Origin of the sequence: Pseudomonas sp. GW531-T4 (assembly GCF_017349615.1) — a bacterium.
Taxonomy (GTDB): Bacteria; Pseudomonadota; Gammaproteobacteria; order Pseudomonadales; family Pseudomonadaceae; genus Aquipseudomonas; species Aquipseudomonas chlororaphis_I.
The window spans coordinates 1-21,215 of the sequence record NZ_JACMZT010000016.1 but is presented as its reverse complement, the minus strand read 5'-3'; the positions used below and the strand labels follow the sequence as shown (position 1 = coordinate 21,215).

The following is a 21,215-nucleotide window of genomic DNA, read 5'->3' as shown; positions in this document are numbered from 1 at the left end:
CATGCAAGCCGTACAGCGTGAGATTGCTGAACAGCTCAAGGTCCAACCCCCTTTCAAGGACCAGGCCGATCTCGAGGCAGAAGTCGCCCGGCGGGTCGCGTTCATCCAGCAATGCCTGCTCAATTCCGGGCTCAAGACCCTGGTACTGGGCATCAGCGGTGGCGTCGACTCCCTGACCGCGGGCCTGCTGGCCCAGCGCGCGGTGCGCGAACTGCGCGCCAGCAGCGGCGACCAGGGCTATCGTTTCATCGCCGTGCGCCTGCCGTACGACGTGCAGTTCGACGAGCACGATGCCCAGGCCTCGGTGGACTTCATCGAACCCGACGAGCGCCACACCGTGAACATCGGACCGGCGGTCAAGTCCCTGGCCAATGAAGTGGCGGCCTTCGAAGGCCATCAGGCGGTAACCCGGGACTTTGTGCTCGGCAATACCAAGGCGCGCATGCGCATGGTCGCGCAGTACACCATCGCCGGCGCCGCCCACGGCCTGGTGATCGGCACCGACCACGCCGCCGAAGCGGTGATGGGCTTCTTCACCAAGTTCGGCGACGGCGCCTGCGACCTGGCGCCGCTGAGCGGGCTGGTGAAGAACCAGGTGCGCGCCGTTGCCCGGCATTTCGGCGCGCCGGAGTCGCTGGTGGAGAAGATCCCTACCGCCGACCTCGAAGACCTGTCTCCCGGCAAGCCGGATGAAGCCTCCCACGGCGTGACCTACGCCGAGATCGACGCCTTCCTCCACGGCCAGCCGGTACGCGAGGAAGCGTTCAAGATCATCTGCAACACCTACAACAAGACCCATCACAAACGTGTGATGCCGTTCGCGCCTTGAGGTGATGAGGTGACGCAAAAGCCAGCCGCGGGAAATCCTCGGCGGGCTTTTTGTTGTGTGTTGGCCGGGCTGGCGTTATCGCGAGCAAGCTTCGCTCCTGCAAAAGCTTGTGGGTGCCAGGCTTGCCCACGACCGACCGCCCACAAAAAAGCGCCCCGAAGGGCGCTTTTTTTCACTCGGAATCAACCGATCACTTCAGCACCACGGCGCCTTTCATCATCGAGTTGTGGCCCGGGAACGAGCAGAAGAACTCGTAGCTTTCGCCCGCGGTCAGCTTCGACACGTCGAAAGTCACCGAGTCTTTTTCGCCAGAGCCGATGATCTTGGTGTGGGCGATGACGCGGCTGTCGCCTGGTTTCAGGTAGTCCTTGTCGATGCCGGCAGCCATGCCGTCGGTCGCGATGCCGGCCATGTCCGCGCTTTTGCTCAGCACCCAGTTATGGCCCATGACGTTCTTCGGCAGGCTGCCGGAATGGGTCAGGTTCACGGTGAAGGTCTTGCAGCTCTTGTCGATGGTGATTTCCTTCGTGTTGAAGGACATCTGGTCGGTAGAGTCGACATCGACCTTGCATTCGGCGGCCATCAGCTGGCTGCTGGCCAGTGTCAACAGGGATACCGCAACGAGTTTGGCAAACATGGTGAATCTCCAAGGCAGGGTTAACAAAATCCATCTGAATCCATGAGGGTGAAGACTGCCTGAATTTTTCACAAGTTCCTATGATTCAAATCAAGAAATTGTATACAACTTTGCGCTATCGGCTTGATCGAGAGAATCAAACAGCCAGCCAACGGCCGCGGATCTATGCTCGGCGCACATCACTATCGGAGTGTCTGCCATGCACCTCAACAGCCTGTTCCGCAGCCTGCTCGCCGCCTACGCCTGTGGCGCCAGCGGCACCTATGAAAGCCCCCGCCGCGAGGATTGACCCTTGGAGCGCGGCCGACCAGCCATTACTCTGTGGCCCTCACCGACCATGGAGTAAGGCATGTCTTTAACGTCTGTATGCGTGTTCTGCGGTGCCAGCACCGGCACCAACCCGGCCTACCGCGAGGCCGCCGAAGCCCTCGGGCGCCATCTGGCCGAACGCAAACTGACCCTGGTCTATGGCGGTGGCGCTGTCGGCCTGATGGGCCTAGTCGCCGACGCGGCCCTGGCGGCCGGCGGTGAAGTCATCGGCATCATTCCCCAGAGCCTCAAGGACAAGGAAATCGGCCATCCGGGCCTGACGCGCCTGGAGGTGGTCGACGGCATGCACGCCCGCAAGGCACGCATGGCCGAGCTGAGCGATGCCTTTATCGCGCTGCCGGGTGGCCTGGGCACCCTGGAAGAGTTGTTCGAGGTCTGGACCTGGGGCCAGCTGGGCTATCACGCCAAGCCCCTGGGGTTGCTGGAAGTGAATGGCTTCTACGAGAAACTCACGGGTTTTCTCGATCACATCGTCGGCGAAGGCTTCGTTCGCGCCCCGCACCGTGACATGCTGCAAGTGAGCGATTCGCCGCGCAAACTGCTGGATGCGCTGGAGGCCTGGCAACCCACGGTCGCCCCCAAATGGGCCGAGCAAAAACCCGATTAACCGCCGGCCCCCGATACAAGGCAGAATACGCGCCGCTCAACCTCACCTTCGACCCCAGAGGATCGCCCATGGCTAAACCCAATTACTCCTTCGCCAAACGTCAGCGAGACCTGGCAAAGGAGCAGAAGAAAGAGGAAAAGCTGCAACGCAAGAAAGCGGCCGCTGAAGAAGCCGGCGCACCGAGCCCGGATACAGAAGACGAAGTGGCCGTCGACGACGCCAATGCAGTAGACGATCAGGCCCCCAAAGCCTGAGACCCGCCAGGCCTGATACTCCTGTCAGGCCCTCGGGATCTGGGGTCGGCTATCCATTACCGACCCTCGGATACCCAACGCTTTGACAATCGAATCGCGATAACCCTGTGGCAAGTTGGCCGGTAGCTGGTCGGCTGCGAACAGGCCGATTTCCTTGTGCTCGTGGCTGACGGTTGGCACAAAACCGCCCAGGAGCCGGCAGCGATAGGTCGAGATAAAGACATGCTTGCCGGGGATGACCTCGAACAGGTACGAATCCAGCGGCTCCGCCACCGCCACCTGCACGTCCAGCTCTTCCTCGATCTCCCGCGCCAGGCATTGCGGCGCCGTCTCCCCCAGCTCGATCCGCCCGCCGGGCAGCTCCCACTCGTCACGCTCGTTGAGCATCAGCACCACCAATCCTTCGGGGGATTGCAGCACGCCCTTGATCGATACCGGGAACATAAAGCGACTCCTGTAAAACCTGTAGCCGCTGCCGAAGGCTGCGCCCGGGCGCGTAGCGGCCGTGTTTTTAGACCGCTGGAAGGTTCTGCGAACCTTATCGCAGCCTGCGGCAGCGGCTACAGAGAGATCCGTTCATTCAGCGGCATCACCGTCACCCGCACTTCCGGGTCGTGGCTGCCGCCGCCGAGAATCACCCCGCGCAACGGCGAGACGTCGGAAAAGTCCCGGCCCCAGGCCAGGGTGATGTGTTCCAGTGCCGGCTGCACGTTGTTGGTCGGGTCGAAATCGACCCAGCCGAGCACCGGGCAGAACACCGAAACCCAGGCATGGGAGGCGTCCGCGCCGATCAGGCGTGGCTGCCCCGGTGGCGGTTGGGTCAGCAGGTAGCCGCTGACATAACGCGCCGCCAAACCGCGAGAGCGCAAACACGCCAGCATCAGGTGGGCGAAGTCCTGGCAGACCCCGCGCCGCCGCTCCAGCACCTCCACCAGCGGCGTCGCCACCTGGGTGGCTTCGGCATCGAAGGTGAACTCGCTGAAGATCTTCTCCATCAACGCCTGTACCCCGAGCAACAACGGGCGCCCGGCAGGGAAACAGCTTTCGGAAAAATCGACGAAGCTCTTCTTCAAGTGCACATAGGGCGACTCGAAGCGGTAACGACACGCCTCCATCAAGGCCGCGGACAACGGCCGGCTGCTGTAAGTCAGCGCACTGCGGGTGGCGTCCCAGGGCAATGAGCGGGTGAAATCCAGCGCAGGCCGGGCCAACACCTCCACCGTCAGTTGCGCATTGACCAGCAGTTCGTCATGGGGGCGCTCGAACGCCAGCCGAGTCAGCGGGTTGCCGAACACATCCAGCTCGTCGCGGCGGGTGGTGGGGTCGGGGCTGATCAGCAGTTCCTGCTGGCTGCAATGCTGCCAGGCGCAGGCCCGCGGCCACAGGTGCGCCAGCTGCTGGGCCAGGGAAACCGGGCTGTCGTAGTGGTAATGGGTATCGTGGAAGATCTGGTAATGAGCGCTCATCAGACGGACACCGTTTGTTGGCTGACATCGTCGACATGGGCGAAATGCCGCAGCGCCAGGCGGTCGGAGACCTGCCCGCTGGCATCGGCGATTTCCTGCAACAGGTCGGCCAGGCCTTCGAGCGCCGCACGCACGCTGGCTTCGCCGAACAGCGGATTTTCCAGGCAACCCAGGTCGAAGCGCGACAGGCGCCCCACCAGCTTGGGCAAGCCGGCCTCGCGCGGCACGCCGAACTCGTCGTTCAAGCGATTGAGGGTCCGGGTCACCAGCTTCAGCTGGAACAGCACCGCGTGGGGGTTCTGTTCATCGAGCAGCAACAGGTCGAGCACCGGGATCAACTGCGCCACCGCCAGGTAGCGGGAACGGTAGGTGATGCTGCTGTTGCCCAGCTCCAGCAGCCACTCCAGCCCGGCCTGGTCGAACGCGGTGGCGCTGCGCAGGAAGGCCGCCAGGCTGCTGCTGAGGAACTGCAGGCGCTCGATGCGCCGGCCGATCATCAAAAAACGCCAGCCTTCGTCGCGGGTCATGTCGTCCAGGGCAAAACCCGACAGCGCCGCCAGGGACATCACCAGGCGATTGAGGAAGTCCAGCAATTCGCCGAAGTCCGGCTCCCGGGCCTCCAGCGCCAGAGCTTCGCGCTGCAACTCCACCAGCGCCTGCCAGTTTTCCCGCGAGAGCTTGCCGCGCACCTGGGACGCCGCCCACTGCAGGCGCTGCAGGTTGGAGCGCAGGCTGAAGGCCCAGTCGTCGCCCTGCAGAGCCGCCAACAGCCGCTCGGGCAGTTCCCCCTCGTCCGGCAGCAACATCAGGCTTTCGCCCAGGTCGACCGCCGCCTGCAAGGCCTGCGGGTCATCGCCGTCGATATAACGCGCGAGCATGATCCGCAACAACCGCGCGCTGCCATCGCAACGCTCGCAGTAACGGCCGAACCAGAACAGGTTTTCCACCACCCGCGACGGCAGGTACGGATCGCGCCGCACCAGCTCATGCACGCCGATGGTCCGCTGGCCCTTCCACTGCTCGCCGCTGGGCGCACGCTCGCCCAGCACCCAGGTGTCCTTGCTGGCGCCGCCGCGCTGCATCGATACCACTTCGGCATCGGCCTCGGCGGCCACCCGGGTCAAGCCGCCCGGCAGCACCCGGTAACCGTCGCGGCTGGCCACGGCATACACCCGCATGCCGATGGCCCGTGGTTGCAGCTGGCCATCCTCGGCCTGCCAGACCGGCGCCTGGGACAGCTGCGCCAGTTCCTGGGCGACATAGGCATACGGCCGCGCCCGCATGCGCTCGGCCAGGGCCTGGCGCTCTTTCTCGCAGAGGTCGCGGCCGAACAAGGGGGCAAAGCTCTGGGACGGGAACGCCGGCTTGATCAGCAGCTCCGGGAGTTTTTCCAGGGCCTGGGCCAGCACCGGCGCCTCGCCGCACCACCAGGTGGCGACGGACGGCAGAATCAGCTCTTCGCCAAACAGGTGCTCGCTGATCTTCGGCAGGAAACCCAGCAGGCCTGGCGACTCCAGCACGCCGCTGCCCAGGGCATTGGCCACCAGCACCCGGCCCCGCCGCACCGCCTCCAGCAGCCCCGGCACACCAAGGGCCGAGTCGGTGCGCAGTTCCAGCGGGTCGCAGAAGTCGTCGTCGAGCCGGCGCATGATCGCGTGCACCCGCCGCAGGCCGCTCAGGGTCTTGAGGTAGACCGTGGCGTCGCGCACCGTCAGGTCGCCGCCCTCCACCAGCGGATAACCAAGCTGGCGCGCCAGGTACAGGTGCTCGAAATAGCTTTCGTTGAAACGTCCCGGGGTCAGCAGCACGATCAGTGGCGCTTCGTCGTCCCGGGGCGCCTGGCGGGCCAGGGTTTCCTGCAGGGTGCGGAAGAAGCCGGCCAGGTGCTGTACCTGCAGGTCGCGGTACAGGTCCGGAAAGGCCCGGGACACGATCATGCGGTTTTCCAGGGCGTAGCCGGCACCGGAGGGCGCCTGGGTACGGTCGGCGGTGACCCACCAGCGCCCGTCCGGGGTGCGCGCCAGGTCCACCGCGTACAGGTGCAGGAAAGCGCCGTCCGGCGGCTGGATGCCCTGGCACGGCCAGAGAAAATTGTTATGGCCAAACACCAGTTCGGCCGGCAGCAGACCTTCGCTGATCAGCCGCTGGGGGCCATACAGGTCGGCCAGTACCGCATTGAGCAAACGCGCCCGCTGGGCGATCCCGGCGGACAGCTGCTGCCATTCATCGGCGGCGATCACATGGGGCAACAGGTCCAGTTCCCACGGCCGGTCGGCGCCCTTGGGGTCGGCATAAACGTTGTAGGTGACGCCGTTTTCCTGGATCTGTCGGGTCAGCAGGGCCTGGCGCTGCATCAACTGCGCCGGCGTGCTGCGCTGCAACTGGTCGAACAGCCGGCGCCAGTGCGGGCGTACCGCGCCGCTGGCGTCGAGCAGTTCGTGGTAGGTACCCGCCGTCAGCGGGTAGTGGTCAAGCAGGTCAGGCATGGAGAACTCGGCAGACGGCAAGGTAAGTCAGATTAACGCAGACACATGACGCCCGGATATGCGAAACATCCGGGCGTCGCGTCTGCTTTAGAAACGTCGCAAATCGAGTGTCATCGGCAACTCGTCGTTGATCGTCAGGCTCGGCACCGACAAGGTGCCGGGGCTATGCCCCAGGCGGAAGAAGCGCGCCATGCGGCGGCTTTCGGCTTCGTTGGCATTCACCGGCAGGCTGTCGTAGTTGCGCCCGCCCGGGTGGGCTACGTGGTACTGGCAACCGCCCAGGGAGCGCTGCATCCAGGTGTCGAGCAGGTCGAACACCAGGGGCGCGTGCACCGGGATGGTCGGTTGCAGGCAGTTGAACGGCTGCCAGGCCCGATAGCGCACCCCAGCGACGAATTCCCCAACCCGCCCGGTGGGCTGCAGCGGCACCGCGACGCCGTTGCAGGTCAACAGGTAGCGCTGCGGCGCCAACCCGGTGAGCTTGACTTGCAGACGCTCCAGCGACGAATCGACATAACGCACCGTGCCGCCAGCGGAGCCCTCCTCCCCCAGCACATGCCAAGGCTCCAGGGCCTGGCGCAGTTCCAGTTCGACCCCGCCGACCGCGTAATCGCCGACCTTGGGGAAACGGAACTCCAGGTGCGCGGCGAACCACTCGGCGCGCAGCGGATAACCGGCGGCATTGAGCTCGACTATGACGTCGGCGAAGTCCTGCTCGATAAAGTGCGGCAACAGGAAGCGGTCGTGCAGCTCGGTGCCCCAGCGCGCCAGCTTGGCCGGTGCGTAGGGCTCGCGCCAGAAGCGCGCGACCAAGGCCCGCAGCAACAGTTGCTGGGCCAGGCTCATGCGCGCATGGGGCGGCATTTCAAAGGCGCGCAATTCCAGCAGGCCCAGGCGCCCGGTGGCGCCGTCCGGCGAGTACAGCTTGTCGATGCAGAACTCGGCGCGGTGGGTGTTGCCGGTGACATCGATCAGCAGGTTGCGCAGCAACCGGTCGACCAGCCACGGCGGGCACTCCTCGCCCGGCTCGGGCATCTGCGCGAAGGCGATTTCCAGCTCGTACAAGGCATCGTTGCGTGCCTCGTCGACCCGCGGCGCCTGGGAGGTCGGGCCGATGAACAGCCCGGAGAACAGATAGGACAACGACGGATGGTTGTGCCAATAGCTGATCAGGCTGCGCAACAGATCCGGCCGGCGCAGGAAGGGCGAGTCCGCCGGCGTCGCGCCGCCCAGCACGAAGTGGTTGCCGCCACCAGTGCCGGTGTGGCGCCCGTCGATCATGAATTTCTCGGTGGTCAGGCGGGTCTGCCGGGCTTCCTCGTAGAGGAACTCGGTGCGCTCCACCAGCTCGTCCCAACTGGCGGACGGCTGCACGTTGACCTCGATCACGCCCGGATCGGGGGTGACGCGGAAGTTGCTCAGCCGTGGATCGCTCGGCGGCTCATAGCCCTCCAGCAGCACCGGGCAATGCAGCTCTTCGGCGGTGGCCTCGATGGCGCTGACCAGCTCCAGGTAATCCTCCAGGCGCTCCAGGGGCGGCATGAACAGGTACAACCGCCCACCCCGCGCCTCGGCACAGAACGCGGTGCGGGTCAGCCAGTCGGCGGACTGGTCGATCTGCGGCACCCGCTCATCGGCCTCGGCCGCCTCGCCATGCTTACGCAATTGCGCACTGTCCGGCAGCTCGGGCAGCTCCTGGTTCGGGTCGGTGGGGTGCACATAGGGGTATTCCGCCGCCGTCACCCAGGGCTGGGACGCCAGCGGCAGGCGATAGCCCAGGGGCGAATCCCCCGGCACCAGCCGGCAATGGGTGTCGCGCAGGTACCAACGGCCGCTCTGCCACTGGTCGCCCTTGGCCGTGCGGGCCAGCGGCAGGACCTGGCCGATAACCTTGTCCAGGCCCTGGTTGAAGACCTTGCGCAGGCGCGCGCGCTCCAGTTCGTCCGCCAGCCGTGAATCCTCGGCAGTCACGTTCTGCGGCAAGGTACCTTCGCGCCACAGGTAATAGAAATTGTCTTCATAGGCCGGGAACACGAAGCGCGGCGGCAGCTTCAGGCGTTCGGCGACGCTGGCCAGGAAACGCCCGGCCAGTTCGCTGTCGGCGCCGTAGTCTTCGTGTTCGTCGGCAATCAGCGCGGCGTTGTGCCAGATCGGCACGCCATCGCGGCGCCAGTAGCAGTTCAGCGACCAGCGCGGCAGTTGCTCGCCCGGGTACCACTTGCCCTGGCCGAAATGCACCAGGCCCTTGGGCGCGTAGTGGTTGCGCATGCGCTGGAACAGCTCGGCGGACAGCCGGCGCTTGTTCGGTCCGAGGGCCGCGGTGTTCCATTCGGCGCCATCCGGGTCGTCGATCGAAACGAAGGTCGGTTCGCCGCCCATGGTCAGGCGCACGTCGCCTTCCAACAGATCGGCATCGATCTGCCGGCCCAGGGCCTGGATCGCCAGCCATTGCTCCTCGGTGTAGGGCTTGGTGACCCGCGGCGCTTCCCAGACCCGCTCCACCGACATCTGGTGGCTGAACTCGCATTCGCAAGGCTCCACCAGGCCGCTGATCGGCGCCGCCGAGGATGGATCTGGGCTGCAGGCCAACGGGATATGGCCTTCCCCGGCAAACAGCCCGGAGGTGGCGTCCAGGCCGATCCAGCCGGCGCCGGGCAGGTACACCTCGCACCAGGCATGCAGGTCGGTGAAATCCACCTCGGTGCCGGACGGGCCGTCGAGGGATTTGACGTCGGCGGTCAGCTGGATCAGGTAGCCGGAAACAAACCGCGCCGCCAGCCCCAGGTTGCGCAGCAGCTGCACCAGCAGCCAGGCGGAGTCGCGGCAGGAGCCGGAAGCCTTGTCCAGAGTCTGCTCGGGCGTCTGCACGCCCGGCTCCATGCGGATCAGGTAGCCGATGTCTTCGCTCAGACGCTGGTTCAGGCCCACCAGGAAATCCACCGCCGGCATCGGCGTGCGGTCGATGCCCTCAAGGTAAGCCTTGAACTTCGGTGTCAGCGGCAGGGTTTCCAGGTAAGGCGCCAGTTCCCGCTGCTCATCGGCGGCGTAGGCGAAGGGAATCTTCTCCGCATAGGGTTCGAGGAAGAAGTCGAACGGATTGAACACCGCCATCTCCGCCAGCAGATCGACTTCGATGCGCAGCTCGTCGGTCTTTTCCGGGAAGACCAGGCGCGCCAGGTAGTTGCCCTGGGGATCCTGCTGCCAATTGATGAAGTGCTGCTCGGGCTGGACCTTCAGCGCATAGGAGAGAATCCGCGTGCGGCTATGGGCCGCCGGACGCAGGCGAACAATCTGTGGGCCGAGTTCGACCGCGCGGTCGTAGCGGTAATGCGTGACATGGTGCAATGCGACATGGATCGACACGGCGTGCCTCCTGCGGACCTGGACGTACACGAGAGCGCGCAAGACTTATGCCAGGGCACCAGTCCCGGCGCTTTCCCCGACTGCTGTGGGCAGTACAGCACCAAAAGCGAGCGGCGCGTGCTTTGGCGTGCGCAGGGTTGCACATAAATGTGGCGACAGGATGTAACCGGCGGTCAGCGCACCCGCTTCAGGCCGGCTTCCAGTCGCTGCAGGCGCCGGCGTTTGCGCGCCGCCACTTGCAGCACCTTGAGCCCGCGCTGGTAGCGCCGGGTGCTCATCAGGTACAGGCCGGTCAGGGGGATGCACAGGACAAAGGCCGGGAAAAGGCGCTGGCGGGAATCCAGCAGGACCAGCAGCGCGCACGCCAGGCAGAACACCAATGCGCCGAACAAGGCCCAGGCCCCGCGCGGGTAGCCGCGGATCACCAGCAGGAAACACAGGCTCATCAGCAGGCCAACGCCCAGCATGGCCATCGCGGCGTAGTTGGCGACCTGGAAGTCCCGGGGGAAATACAGATGGGGCACCTGCGCGGCGGTCAGCGAGACGCTGAAGATCGTCGTCATCATTACCGCGATATGAATCCCCCCGAAGCGCCGCACATAGGGCTGCCAGGCGAGCCACTCGGCGGTCTTGAGGCGCAGCAGCTTGTCTTCGATCTGCTGTTGTTGCGGGGTTTTCCTGCGACGTAACACGCTGCTCTTCCTTGAGTCGATGCCAATCCTGGGGCGCACCTTAACAAACCCGAATCGCGAAATGCACAACGCCAACCCTGAGGTTGGCGTTGTGTCTGTACAGCAGTTGCCTTAGCGGGGCACGACCGGTTTGCGGGTCGGCTTCTTGCCTTTGCCCTTGGCCGCATCCGTGCGTTCCTTGGCGGCCTGCTTGTTGCGGGCCATCGCGGCGGCCTTGGCCTGTTCGCGCTTGTCCCACGGGTTGCCGCCGTCGCTGCCACGCGGTGGCAGGCCGGTATGCTGGGTGAGGATCCGGGTGGTTTCCTTGGCCACTTTGTGGCTGCCAGCCGGCGTCGAGTTCTTGCGACGGGCGCTCTGGTAGCTGTCGGTAGCCGGCTGATGCAACGGAATCAGCTGGTGCTTGCCGGGCCCGATCAGGTCGGCGCGGCCCATGCGGGTCAGTGCTTCACGCAGCATCGGCCAGCCTTTCGGATCGTGGTAACGCAGGAACGCCTTGTGCAGGCGACGCTGCTCCTCGCTCTTGACGATGGTCACCCCGTCACTCTTGTAGGTGACCTTGCGCAGCGGGTTCTTGCCCGAGTGGTACATGGCGGTGGCGGTGGCCATCGGCGACGGGTAGAACGCTTGCACCTGGTCGGCGCGGAAACCGTTGCCCTTGAGCCACAGGGCCAGGTTCATCATGTCTTCGTCGGTGGTGCCCGGGTGCGCGGCGATGAAGTAAGGAATCAGGTACTGCTCCTTGCCCGCTTCCTTGGAGTACTTCTCGAACATCCGCTTGAACCGGTCGTAGGTACCGATGCCCGGTTTCATCATCTGGTTGAGCGGACCTTCCTCGGTGTGTTCCGGGGCGATCTTCAGGTAGCCACCGACGTGGTGAGTCACCAGTTCCTTGACGTACTCCGGCGACTCGACCGCGAGGTCGTAGCGCAGGCCGGAAGCGATCAGGATCTTCTTCACCCCCGGCAAGGCGCGGGCGCTGCGATACAGCTGGATCAGCGACGAGTGATCGGTGTTCAGGTTCGGGCAGATGCCAGGGAACACGCAGGACGGCTTGCGGCACGCGGATTCGATTTCCGGGCTCTTGCAGGCAATGCGGTACATGTTCGCGGTCGGGCCGCCGAGGTCGGAGATGACCCCGGTAAAACCTGGAACCTTGTCGCGAATCTCTTCGATCTCGCGAATGATCGACTCTTCGGAACGGTTCTGGATGATCCGCCCTTCGTGCTCGGTGATCGAGCAGAAGGTGCAGCCGCCAAAGCAGCCCCGCATGATGTTCACCGAGAAACGGATCATGTCGTAGGCCGGGATTTTCTCCTTGCCGTACGCCGGGTGCGGGATGCGCTGATACGGCATGCCGAACACGTAGTCCATCTCTTCGGTGGTCATCGGGATGGGTGGCGGGTTGAACCAGACGTCGATCTCGCCATGCTTCTGCACCAGCGCACGGGCGTTACCCGGGTTGGTTTCCAGGTGCAGCACGCGGTTGGCGTGAGCGTAGAGCACCGGATCGTTACGCACCTTTTCCATCGACGGCAGGCGGATCACGGTCTTGTCCCGGGTCATCTTCGGGCTGGCCAGGATCTGCACGACCTTGGCTTCCTGGGGGTCTTCCACCGGCCCCTTCTCTTGCTCGATGGCGCAGGCGGCGGTGTCCTGGGTGTTGACGTAGGGGTTGATAATCTTGTCGATCTTGCCCGGACGGTCGATACGCGTGGAGTCCACTTCGTACCAGCCCTGGGGCGTGTCACGGCGAATGAACGCGGTGCCGCGCACGTCGGTGATGTCTTCGATCTTGTGCCCGTAGGACAGGCGCTGGGCGACTTCGACAATTGCCCGCTCGGCGTTGCCGTAGAGCAGGATGTCGGCGCTGGCGTCGATCAGGATCGAGTTGCGCACCCGGTCCTGCCAGTAGTCGTAGTGGGCGATGCGGCGCAGGGAGGCTTCGATGCCGCCCAGGACGATCGGCACGTGCTTGTAGGCTTCCTTGCAGCGCTGGCTGTAGACCAGGCTGGCGCGGTCCGGACGCTTGCCCGCCAGGCCACCGGGGGTGTAGGCGTCGTCGGAACGGATTTTCTTGTCCGCGGTGTAGCGGTTGATCATCGAATCCATGTTGCCGGCCGCGACGCCGAAGAACAGGTTCGGCTCGCCGAGCTTCATGAAGTCGTCTTTGGACTGCCAGTTCGGCTGGGCAATGATCCCGACGCGGAAGCCCTGGGACTCCAGCAGCCGGCCGATGATCGCCATGCCGAACGATGGGTGATCGACGTAGGCATCACCGGTGACGATGATGATGTCGCAGGAATCCCAGCCGAGCTGATCCATCTCCGCCCTGCTCATCGGCAGGAACGGCGCCGGCCCGAAACATTCGGCCCAGTACTTGGGATAGTCAAATAACGGCTTGGCTGCTTGCATGTCGATGACCGGTATAGGTGTAGATAAGGGCGCGTTTATTTACAGAGAAATTCGCGGGCGCGGAATATAGCACAAAAAATGACCAATTCCGACGACCATGGTCGGAAATCGGTGGGGCGTTCATCGCGGGCAAGCCTCGCTCCCAGGAACACGAAGACCTTGGAGGCTTACCTGCGCTCGAGAGGCCGGGCCTTACTCGTCGTCGTCGAAGTTGTAGCTGCCCGGCGCGAGGTTCTCGAAGCGGGTGTACTTGCCGATGAACGCCAGGCGGATAAAGCCGATCGGGCCGTTCCGCTGCTTGCCGATGATGATCTCGGCAATGCCCTTGTGCTCGGTCTCGGGGTGATACACCTCGTCCCGGTACACGAACATGATGACGTCGGCGTCCTGCTCGATCGCTCCGGATTCCCGCAAGTCGGAGTTCACCGGGCGCTTGTTCGGACGCTGCTCGAGGGAGCGGTTGAGCTGGGACAGGGCCACTACCGGGCAGTTGAATTCCTTGGCCAGGGCCTTGAGGGAACGGGAGATCTCGGAAATCTCGTTGGTTCGGTTGTCGCCACTGGAACCTGGGATCTGCATCAGCTGCAGGTAGTCGATCATGATCAGGGCGATGTCGCCGTGCTCACGCACCAGGCGGCGGGTTCGCGCGCGCATTTCCGAGGGGCTGATACCCGCGGTGTCGTCGATGAACAGCTTGCGATCATTGAGCAGGTTGACCGCCGAGGTCAGGCGCGGCCAATCGTCGTCTTCCAGCTGACCGGAACGCACCTTGGTCTGGTCGATACGGCCGAGGGACGACAGCATACGCATGATCAGCGATTCGCCTGGCATCTCGAGGGAGTACACCAGCACCGCCTTGTCGCTGCGCAATACGGCGTTTTCCACCAGGTTCATGGCAAAGGTGGTCTTACCCATGGACGGACGGCCGGCGACGATGATCAGGTCGGCTGGCTGCAGGCCGCTGGTCTTCTCGTCAAGGTCGGTGTAGCCGGTGGAAAGGCCGGTGATGGCGTTGTCGGTGTTGAACAAGGTGTCGATGCGGTCGATGGCCTTGGTCAGCAACTCGTTGACGCCCACCGGGCCGCCGGTCTTCGGACGCGCCTCGGCGATCTGGAAGATCTGCCGCTCGGCTTCGTCGAGGATCTCTTCGGCGGTGCGGCCTTCGGGGTTGAAGGCGCTGTCGGCGATCTCGGTGCTGATGCCGATCAACTGGCGCAGGGTGGCGCGCTGGCGAACGATCTGCGCATAGGCCTTGATGTTGGCCACCGACGGCGTGTTCTTCGCCAGTTCGCCCAGGTACCCCAGGCCGCCGACCTGGGACGTCTGGCCTTCCTTGTCCAGCTGTTCGGACAGGGTCACGACGTCGATCGGCATGTTCTGATCGGCCAGTTTGGCGATCGCGCGGAAAATCAAACGGTGGTCATGCCGATAGAAGTCGCCGTCGGAGACTTGATCGAGCACCCGCTCCCAGGCGTTGTTGTCCAGCATCAGACCACCGAGCACGGCCTGTTCGGCCTCGATGGAATGTGGCGGCACCTTCAGGGCAGCGGTTTGCAGATCGTATTGCTCGGGAGCGGAGATATCGTTCATGGCCACTTGGTTTTTTAGGAAAAGCAGGGGTTTGAAAAACTGAGGGTACAGAAAGACAAAGGGCACGACCTGTAAACAGGATCGTGCCCGATGTTACCGGCTAGCTCCCGAGGGTGCCAGCCGACAAGTACTGCTTAAGCTGCTACCACGACAACGCGCACGGTGGCTTCAACTTCGGCGTGCAGGTGCACGGCTACGTCGAACTCACCTACGTTGCGGATGGTGCCGTTCGGCAGACGAACTTCGCTTTTTGCCACTTCAACGCCGGAGGCGGTCAGTGCATCAGCGATGTCGTGGGTGCCGATCGAACCGAACAGCTTGCCTTCGTCACCAGCGGTGGCAGTGATAGTCACTTCCAGCTCAGCCAGTTGGGCAGCGCGAGTTTCGGCAGAAGCCTTTTTCTCTGCAGCCAGTTTTTCCAGCTCGGCACGACGCGCTTCGAACGCAGCCAGGTTGGCAGCGGTAGCAGCGGTGGCTTTGCCGAAAGGCAGCAGGTAGTTACGGCCGTAACCAGCCTTAACGTTTACCTTATCGCCCAGGTTGCCCAGGTTGGCGATTTTTTCCAGCAGGATCAGTTCCATTTGGTAATAACCTCTTAACTTTTAACCTTCACCGTTCGCAGAGCCGTTATCAGCGTCTTTCGGCGCCGAACGACCGCGAAAATCAATCAGGCTGTCGACTATGGCCAACACCACGAGCAACGGATAGATCAGCTGCATAAACAGCAACAGCGTTACGTACAACCCCACCAGCCAGAACCTGGCCAGTCGCCCTTGCGCCACCAGCCCGTGAATCAGGGCCAGCCCGGCGAACACCAGCGGTACGCTGCACAACGGCGTCAGCATCGCCATCTGTGGACCGAGATTCGGTCCCAGCAGCATGCAGGCCAGCAGCAACATCGCCAGTCCCAGCGGGAGCTTGATAGCGCGAAACTCGCGCCCAAAACCACCCGGGTTGTACAACAACGCCTGCCAGTAGCGCCCGACAATCAGGCTCAGCACACTGACGACCTGCAACAAAGCCGCTATCAGGCCGGTCAGGACCGGTGCAATCAGTGAGGCAAGACGAGCTCGCTCTTCAACCGACAACTGCTGGTAGAGATCACCGAGGGCCAGCGGCAGGATTTTTACCAACTCCTGCGAGAGCATCTCGATCTGGGGGCGGTAAGCCACACCCAGCACTCCAGCAAACACCAGGCCCAGCGCTATGCTGACCAGCAGCACACGGTTCCAGGATTCGCTTGCGCGCAAAACCAACGCAAGGCCCGAAGACCCCAGCAGCACCATGAGTGCGCGTGGATCGCCGGAATACAGCCACCAGAACAGTGCCGGCAGCAATCCCAGGGCGAGGACACCAAGGGCGTCGCTCAAACCGCGCCGCAGGAGCACCAGGCTTCCCGCAGCAGCACCCAACCAATACAACAACGGCAATGCCGCACATCCGGCCACTACCAGAGTGGCCTGCATACGGCCGCGCATGATGAACTCAGCTAAGGCGCGCATGCATTCAATCCCTTACTACTTGTCGACTGCCCGGTCTCAGCGGCCGTGGCTGTCGGTGTAGGCCAGCAGGGCCAGGAAGCGGGCGCGCTTGATAGCGGTGGCCAGCTGACGCTGATAACGAGCTTTGGTACCGGTGATACGGCTTGGAACGATTTTGCCGGTCTCGGATACGTAGGCTTTCAGGGTGTTGAGATCTTTGTAATCGATCTCTTTCACGTCTTCAGCGGTGAAGCGGCAGAATTTACGACGACGGAAGAAACGTGCCATGTAATTGGCTCCTCAAAAGGTCCGTGGATTACTCGTCAGCGTTATCGCTGGCGTCGCTGTTATCGCTGTCATCGCCATCGGCGCTGTCAGAATGCTCAGGACGGTCACGACGCTCACGGCGCTCACTGCGGTTCTCTTCAGCCTTGAGCATCTCGGATTGGCCAGTGATGGCTTCTTCGCGACGGATGACCAGGTTACGGATCACAGCATCGTTGTAACGGAAGTTGTCTTCCAGCTCAGCCAGGGCTTTACCGGTGCACTCAACGTTCAGCATCACGTAGTGAGCCTTGTGAACATTGTTGATTGCGTAGGCCAGTTGACGACGGCCCCAGTCTTCCAGACGGTGGATTTTGCCGCCGTCTTCTTCGATCAGCTTGGTGTAACGCTCAACCATGCCGCCGACTTGCTCGCTCTGGTCAGGGTGGACCAGAAAGATGATTTCGTAATGACGCATGAATGCTCCTTACGGGTTGTAGCCTGCCGCTCAAAAGCGGTCAGACAAGGAGTGAATGACACTTGTGTGTCTTGCCAGAGATAGGCACATATGCGCCTGCCGCAACGGCAAGGGGCGCAATTGTAGAGAAGGGGCAACAGCGGCGCAAGGCAATTGGTGATTATTTGAACAATTGGCCGCCAGGGCACGCCAAACCTGCCGGACGGGCCTGCTCACGATTGCAGCACCTCAGTCGGGCCGCTATCGCGAGCAAGCTCGCACCTGCATGGAGGGAGGAAACTCAGGTCTTCTTGGCTGCGCTCTTGGCCTTGGCCGCACGCTGGCGCGTGGCCTCGAACAGGCACACGCCGGTAGCCACGGAAACGTTGAGACTGCTGACGCTACCGGCCATCGGCAGGCGAACCAGGAAATCGCAATGCTCACGGGTGAGGCGACGCATACCCTTGCCTTCGGCGCCCATGATCAGGATGGTCGGCCCGGTCAGGTCCTGGTCATACAGTTCCTGCTCGGCTTCGCCAGCGGTGCCGACAACCCACAGGCCGCGCTGCTGGAGCTTTTCCAGAGTGCGCGCGAGGTTGGTCACGGCCACCAGCGGAATCACTTCCGCGGCGCCGCACGCCACTTTACGCACGGTCGGGGTCAGGGTCGCCGATTTGTCTTTCGGCACCAGCACCGCCAGCGCGCCAGCCGCATCGGCGGTACGCAGGCAGGCGCCGAGGTTGTGCGGGTCGGTCACACCGTCCAGCACGAGCAGCAGCGGCGCGCCCTCGGTGCGGTCGAGCAGCTCATCGAGCATCGCCTCGCCCCAGACCTGGCTTGGACTTACTTCAGCCACGACACCCTGGTGAACGCCCTCGACCCAGGCATCCATTTCACGACGCTCGGCCTGGCCGACCGCCACGCGATTCTGCCCAGCCAGGTCCACCAGCACCTGCACGCGCGGATCGCTGCGGCCTTCGGCCAGCCAGATCTGCTTGACGCGCTTGGGGTGGTGACGCAGCAATGCTTCCACAGCGTGCACGCCGTAGATCTTTTCCAACTGACTCATGACTTGGCCTTGGGTTTACGTGCCCCGCCGCTTTTCGCCGCAGGGCCTGCGCCCGCTTTCGGCGGACCTTTACGATGTTTGCTCGGCTTGCTGGACGCCGGCTTTCCGGACTTTCCCCCAGACGCCGCTTTACCACCGCTTTTGGCTTCGGCCAGCAACGCCTGCTTCATTTCCCGACTCTTGCGCACTTCGGCGTTTTTCGCCGCGGCATCGCTGGAGCGGTAGGCCTCGACCGGCTTTTCCTTGGCCGGGCCACGACGGCCAGTCTTGGCTGGAGCAGGCTCGGCAGCAGTCTTGGCCGGAGGCACGTCGACAGCGCCGCGTTTCTTGCGACCGATCGGCGCGCCGATGGTTTTTTCCGCCATCTCGAAGTCGATCTTGCGCTCGTCCAGGTCGACGCGCATGACCCGCACTTCCACGCTGTCACCCAGGCGGAAGCTGCGGCCGGTACGCTCGCCGGCCAGGCGGTGATGCACAGGATCGAAGTGGTAGTAATCGCCCGGCAGCGCCGTGACATGCACCAGACCTTCGACATAGATATCGGTCAGCTCGACGAACAGGCCAAAACCGGTCACCGCGGTGATCACACCAGGGAACGACTCGCCCACGCGATCCTTCATGTACTCGCACTTGAGCCAGTTCACCACGTCGCGGGTCGCTTCGTCGGCACGCCGCTCACTCATCGAGCACTGCTCGCCAAGCTGCTCGAGAACCGCCTCGTCATACGGATAGATGCGCGCCTTCGGAATGGTCATCGCACCGGCACGACGCACGTGAGGGGTGTTCTGCTTGGAGTGGATGACACTGCGAATCGCCCGGTGCGTCAGCAGGTCCGGGTAACGGCGAATCGGCGAGGTGAAGTGGGTATAGGCTTCGTAGTTCAGGCCGAAGTGGCCCTGATTGTCAGCGCTGTACACCGCCTGGCTCAACGAGCGCAGCATCACGGTCTGGATCAGGTGGAAATCCGGGCGATCCTTGATGCTTTCCAGCAGTGCCTGGTAGTCCTTCGGCGTCGGGCCGTCCTTGCCTTTATGCAGGGACAGGCCGAGCTCGCCGAGGAAGGCGCGCAGTTTTTCCAGGCGCTCTGGCGGCGGGCCGTCGTGGACGCGATAGAGCGCAGGAATTTCGTGCTTCTTGAGGAATTCGGCGGTGGCCACGTTGGCCGCCAGCATGCATTCCTCGATCAGCTTGTGCGCATCGTTGCGGGTAGTCGGGCGAATTTCGGCGATCTTGCGCTCGGAACCGAAGATGATCCGGGTTTCCTGGGTCTCGAAATCGATGGCGCCACGGGTATGACGAGCACCGAGCAGCACCTTGTACAGCGCATAAAGCTGCTTGAGGTGCGGCACAACATCGGCGTATTCGCCGCGCAGTTGCTTGGCCTCGCTGGTTTTCGGCTGCTCGAGGATAGTACTGACCTTGTTGTAGGTCAGTCGCGCCTTGGAGTGGATCACCGCTTCGTAGAACTGGTAGTCGGTCATCTCGCCGGACTTGGAGATGGTCATCTCGCACACCATGGCGAGACGATCGACTTTCGGGTTCAGCGAGCACAGGCCGTTGGACAACTGCTCCGGTAGCATCGGCACCACGCGCTCGGGGAAGTACACCGAGTTGCCGCGTACCTGAGCCTCGGCATCCAGCGCCGAACCGATCTTCACGTAACTGGAAACGTCGGCAATCGCCACGTACAGCTTCCAGCCACCGCCGAACAGGCGCAGCTTGCCAGGCTTGGCTTCGCAATAGACCGCATCGTCGAAGTCGCGAGCGTCTTCACCGTCGATGGTGACGAACGGCAGATCGCGCAGGTCGATGCGTTTCTCTTTGTCCTTATCTTCGACTTCCGGCTTGAGCTTGCCGGCTTCCTTCAGTACCGCTTCAGGCCAGACGTGAGGAATATCGTAGGTGCGCAAGGCAACATCGATTTCCATGCCCGGGGCCATGTAGTTGCCCACGACCTCGACCACGTCGCCTTGTGGCTGGAAGCGCGGAGTCGGCCAGTGGGTGATCTTCACCTCGACGAACTGGCCAATCTTGGCGCCGGCATTGCGGCCCGGGGTCACCAGCACTTCCTGCTGGATCTTCGGGTTGTCCGCCACCACAAAACCAATGCCGCCCTCTTCGAAGTAACGGCCGACAATGCTCTCGTGAGCACGGGACACCACTTCAACGATCATGCCTTCGCGGCGACCACGGCGATCCAGACCGGAAACCCGGGCCAGCGCGCGGTCGCCATCGAACACCAGGCGCATCTGCGCCGGGCTCATGAACAGGTCGTCGCTGCCGTCATCGGGCACCAGGAAGCCGAAGCCATCACGGTGACCGCTGATGCGGCCGAGGATCAGGTCGAGCTTGTCCACCGGCGCATAAGTGCCGCGACGGGTGTAGATCAGTTGGGCATCGCGCTCCATGGCGCGCAGGCGGCGACGCAGGGCTTCGATCTGGTCTTCTGTGGTCAGACCAAACTCTTCGACCAGCTGTTCGCGATTAGCAGGCGAACCCCGATCAGCAAGGTGCTGAAGGATCAGTTCGCGGCTAGGGATAGGGTTTTCATATTTTTCCGCTTCACGAGCGGCCTCGGGATCGAGGGACTGCCAATCGGCCATTAGATAAATTTCACCTTGTCTATATGCGGGTTAGTTTGGCATACGCGTATTGAAACGGGAAATTTCAGGCTAAGACAGGCTCCGAAAAGTCCTTTCAAGGCTTCAGAAGCATCCTGTAAAAGCCGTCGGTGAATTTTTTTCAATATTTTCAAGATCAGGGGTTTACAGCTCAAAAGGTGGTCCGTATAGTGCGCGCCATCGACGACGGAGACGTTGCCGATACTGCCCAGATGGTGAAATTGGTAGACACGCCAGCTTCAGGTGCTGGTGGCCGCAAGGCCGTGGAAGTTCGAGTCTTCTTCTGGGCACCAATTCAGAGCTGCAGATTATTTGAATCTTCAGGCTCCTCCAAAAACCCGCGAAAGCGGGTTTTTGCATTCTAAGTGTTTGATTTATTGAATCTAAGTCAAAACAGGGCTTTACAGATTCAAAGGCGCTCCGTATAGTTCGCCCCATCAACAGCGGCAACGTTGCTGATACTGCCCAGATGGTGAAATTGGTAGACACGCCAGCTTCAGGTGCTGGTGGCCGCAAGGCCGTGGAAGTTCGAGTCTTCTTCTGGGCACCATATTCAAGCTTCACAGCATAGCTGTGAAGTCTCACAAAAACCCGCGAAAGCGGGTTTTTGCGTTTCTGGCCCATAACAATCATTTCTTCCTCCAAAGCGGGGGGGGG

Annotated in this window: 17 protein-coding genes and 2 tRNA genes; 5 read left to right on the top strand and 14 right to left on the bottom strand. The window is 62.9% G+C overall.

The window, feature by feature from the left end; translation table 11 throughout:
• The first annotated feature begins 1 nt into the window (after position 1).
• On the top strand, positions 2-829 hold the full coding sequence (nadE, locus tag J4D28_RS14880; protein ID WP_016704116.1) for an ammonia-dependent NAD(+) synthetase: 828 nt from the start codon (positions 2-4) through the stop codon (positions 827-829).
• A 190-nt stretch (positions 830-1,019) separates the two neighbouring features.
• Here the strand turns inward: nadE and azu are convergent, their stop codons facing one another.
• On the bottom strand, positions 1,020-1,466 hold the full coding sequence (gene azu / locus J4D28_RS14875; RefSeq protein WP_009046707.1) for an azurin: 447 nt from the start codon (positions 1,464-1,466) through the stop codon (positions 1,020-1,022).
• A gap of 349 nt (positions 1,467-1,815) precedes the next feature.
• Between azu and J4D28_RS14870 the strand changes: the two genes are divergently transcribed.
• Complete coding sequence (locus J4D28_RS14870; RefSeq protein ID WP_009046706.1) at positions 1,816-2,403, top strand: TIGR00730 family Rossman fold protein; 588 nt, start codon at positions 1,816-1,818, stop codon at positions 2,401-2,403.
• A gap of 68 nt (positions 2,404-2,471) precedes the next feature.
• Positions 2,472-2,657 carry a hypothetical protein gene (locus J4D28_RS14865; protein WP_009046705.1) on the top strand — a complete coding sequence of 62 codons (186 nt, stop codon included), beginning with the start codon at positions 2,472-2,474 and terminating at the stop codon, positions 2,655-2,657.
• A 24-nt stretch (positions 2,658-2,681) separates the two neighbouring features.
• Here J4D28_RS14865 and J4D28_RS14860 read toward each other — a convergent pair whose 3' ends face one another.
• The 13 genes from J4D28_RS14860 to rnr form a co-directional block, all read right to left on the bottom strand.
• Positions 2,682-3,101 (bottom strand): NUDIX domain-containing protein, encoded by a 420-nt coding sequence (locus J4D28_RS14860; RefSeq protein WP_028683728.1) that lies wholly within the window; start codon positions 3,099-3,101, stop codon positions 2,682-2,684.
• 116 nt (positions 3,102-3,217) lie between these two features.
• On the bottom strand, positions 3,218-4,123 hold the full coding sequence (locus tag J4D28_RS14855) for a transglutaminase family protein (protein WP_038630470.1): 906 nt from the start codon (positions 4,121-4,123) through the stop codon (positions 3,218-3,220).
• Positions 4,123-6,609, bottom strand: coding sequence for a circularly permuted type 2 ATP-grasp protein (locus tag J4D28_RS14850; RefSeq protein ID WP_028683730.1), 2,487 nt, complete (start codon positions 6,607-6,609; stop codon positions 4,123-4,125). Before J4D28_RS14850 ends, J4D28_RS14855 begins: the two co-directional genes overlap by 1 nt.
• Positions 6,610-6,696: 87 nt before the next feature.
• The gene (locus J4D28_RS14845; RefSeq protein ID WP_103330880.1) at positions 6,697-9,972 is read right to left on the bottom strand and encodes a DUF2126 domain-containing protein; all 3,276 of its coding nucleotides are present in this window, start codon (positions 9,970-9,972) and stop codon (positions 6,697-6,699) included.
• A 173-nt stretch (positions 9,973-10,145) separates the two neighbouring features.
• Positions 10,146-10,664: a hypothetical protein gene (locus J4D28_RS14840; protein WP_103330881.1), complete on the bottom strand. Its 519-nt coding sequence runs from the start codon at positions 10,662-10,664 to the stop codon at positions 10,146-10,148.
• Positions 10,665-10,775: 111 nt separating this feature from the next.
• Positions 10,776-13,076 carry a YgiQ family radical SAM protein gene (locus J4D28_RS14835; RefSeq protein WP_009046699.1) on the bottom strand — a complete coding sequence of 767 codons (2,301 nt, stop codon included), beginning with the start codon at positions 13,074-13,076 and terminating at the stop codon, positions 10,776-10,778.
• A 192-nt stretch (positions 13,077-13,268) separates the two neighbouring features.
• A complete protein-coding gene (dnaB, locus tag J4D28_RS14830) occupies positions 13,269-14,666 on the bottom strand; it encodes a replicative DNA helicase (RefSeq protein WP_007921486.1) in 1,398 nt (465 codons plus the stop codon).
• Between the two features lie 134 nt (positions 14,667-14,800).
• A complete protein-coding gene (gene rplI / locus J4D28_RS14825; protein ID WP_007921484.1) occupies positions 14,801-15,247 on the bottom strand; it encodes a 50S ribosomal protein L9 in 447 nt (148 codons plus the stop codon).
• A gap of 21 nt (positions 15,248-15,268) precedes the next feature.
• A complete protein-coding gene (locus J4D28_RS14820; RefSeq protein ID WP_038582557.1) occupies positions 15,269-16,168 on the bottom strand; it encodes a hypothetical protein in 900 nt (299 codons plus the stop codon).
• Positions 16,169-16,204: 36 nt separating this feature from the next.
• Positions 16,205-16,435, bottom strand: coding sequence for a 30S ribosomal protein S18 (gene rpsR, locus J4D28_RS14815; protein WP_002551829.1), 231 nt, complete (start codon positions 16,433-16,435; stop codon positions 16,205-16,207).
• Positions 16,436-16,463: 28 nt separating this feature from the next.
• Positions 16,464-16,889 (bottom strand): 30S ribosomal protein S6, encoded by a 426-nt coding sequence (gene rpsF / locus J4D28_RS14810; protein WP_007921481.1) that lies wholly within the window; start codon positions 16,887-16,889, stop codon positions 16,464-16,466.
• Between the two features lie 280 nt (positions 16,890-17,169).
• The gene (rlmB, locus tag J4D28_RS14805) at positions 17,170-17,937 is read right to left on the bottom strand and encodes a 23S rRNA (guanosine(2251)-2'-O)-methyltransferase RlmB (RefSeq protein WP_016704517.1); all 768 of its coding nucleotides are present in this window, start codon (positions 17,935-17,937) and stop codon (positions 17,170-17,172) included.
• Positions 17,934-20,540 (bottom strand): ribonuclease R, encoded by a 2,607-nt coding sequence (gene rnr / locus J4D28_RS14800; protein WP_103330882.1) that lies wholly within the window; start codon positions 20,538-20,540, stop codon positions 17,934-17,936. The genes rlmB and rnr overlap by 4 nt, the downstream gene beginning before the upstream one ends.
• Positions 20,541-20,764: 224 nt before the next feature.
• Here rnr and J4D28_RS14795 point away from each other — a divergent pair.
• Together J4D28_RS14795 and J4D28_RS14790 are read left to right on the top strand one after the other, a co-directional pair.
• Positions 20,765-20,851, top strand: a tRNA-Leu gene (locus J4D28_RS14795).
• Between the two features lie 170 nt (positions 20,852-21,021).
• A tRNA-Leu gene (locus J4D28_RS14790) sits at positions 21,022-21,108 on the top strand.
• Positions 21,109-21,215 lie beyond the last annotated feature (107 nt).

Bases quoted from the DNA above. Each gene is read 5' to 3' on its own strand.
- nadE (WP_016704116.1), top strand. From the start codon at position 2: ATGCAAGCCGTACAGCGTGAGATTGCTGAACAGCTCAAGGTCCAACCC.
- azu (WP_009046707.1), bottom strand. From the start codon at position 1,466: ATGTTTGCCAAACTCGTTGCGGTATCCCTGTTGACACTGGCCAGCAGC.
- J4D28_RS14870 (WP_009046706.1), top strand. From the start codon at position 1,816: ATGTCTTTAACGTCTGTATGCGTGTTCTGCGGTGCCAGCACCGGCACC.
- J4D28_RS14865 (WP_009046705.1), top strand. From the start codon at position 2,472: ATGGCTAAACCCAATTACTCCTTCGCCAAACGTCAGCGAGACCTGGCA.
- J4D28_RS14860 (WP_028683728.1), bottom strand. From the start codon at position 3,101: ATGTTCCCGGTATCGATCAAGGGCGTGCTGCAATCCCCCGAAGGATTG.
- J4D28_RS14855 (WP_038630470.1), bottom strand. From the start codon at position 4,123: ATGAGCGCTCATTACCAGATCTTCCACGATACCCATTACCACTACGAC.
- J4D28_RS14850 (WP_028683730.1), bottom strand. From the start codon at position 6,609: ATGCCTGACCTGCTTGACCACTACCCGCTGACGGCGGGTACCTACCAC.
- J4D28_RS14835 (WP_009046699.1), bottom strand. From the start codon at position 13,076: ATGCAAGCAGCCAAGCCGTTATTTGACTATCCCAAGTACTGGGCCGAA.
- dnaB (WP_007921486.1), bottom strand. From the start codon at position 14,666: ATGAACGATATCTCCGCTCCCGAGCAATACGATCTGCAAACCGCTGCC.
- rplI (WP_007921484.1), bottom strand. From the start codon at position 15,247: ATGGAACTGATCCTGCTGGAAAAAATCGCCAACCTGGGCAACCTGGGC.
- J4D28_RS14820 (WP_038582557.1), bottom strand. From the start codon at position 16,168: ATGCGCGCCTTAGCTGAGTTCATCATGCGCGGCCGTATGCAGGCCACT.
- rpsR (WP_002551829.1), bottom strand. From the start codon at position 16,435: ATGGCACGTTTCTTCCGTCGTCGTAAATTCTGCCGCTTCACCGCTGAA.
- rpsF (WP_007921481.1), bottom strand. From the start codon at position 16,889: ATGCGTCATTACGAAATCATCTTTCTGGTCCACCCTGACCAGAGCGAG.
- rlmB (WP_016704517.1), bottom strand. From the start codon at position 17,937: ATGAGTCAGTTGGAAAAGATCTACGGCGTGCACGCTGTGGAAGCATTG.
- rnr (WP_103330882.1), bottom strand. From the start codon at position 20,540: ATGGCCGATTGGCAGTCCCTCGATCCCGAGGCCGCTCGTGAAGCGGAA.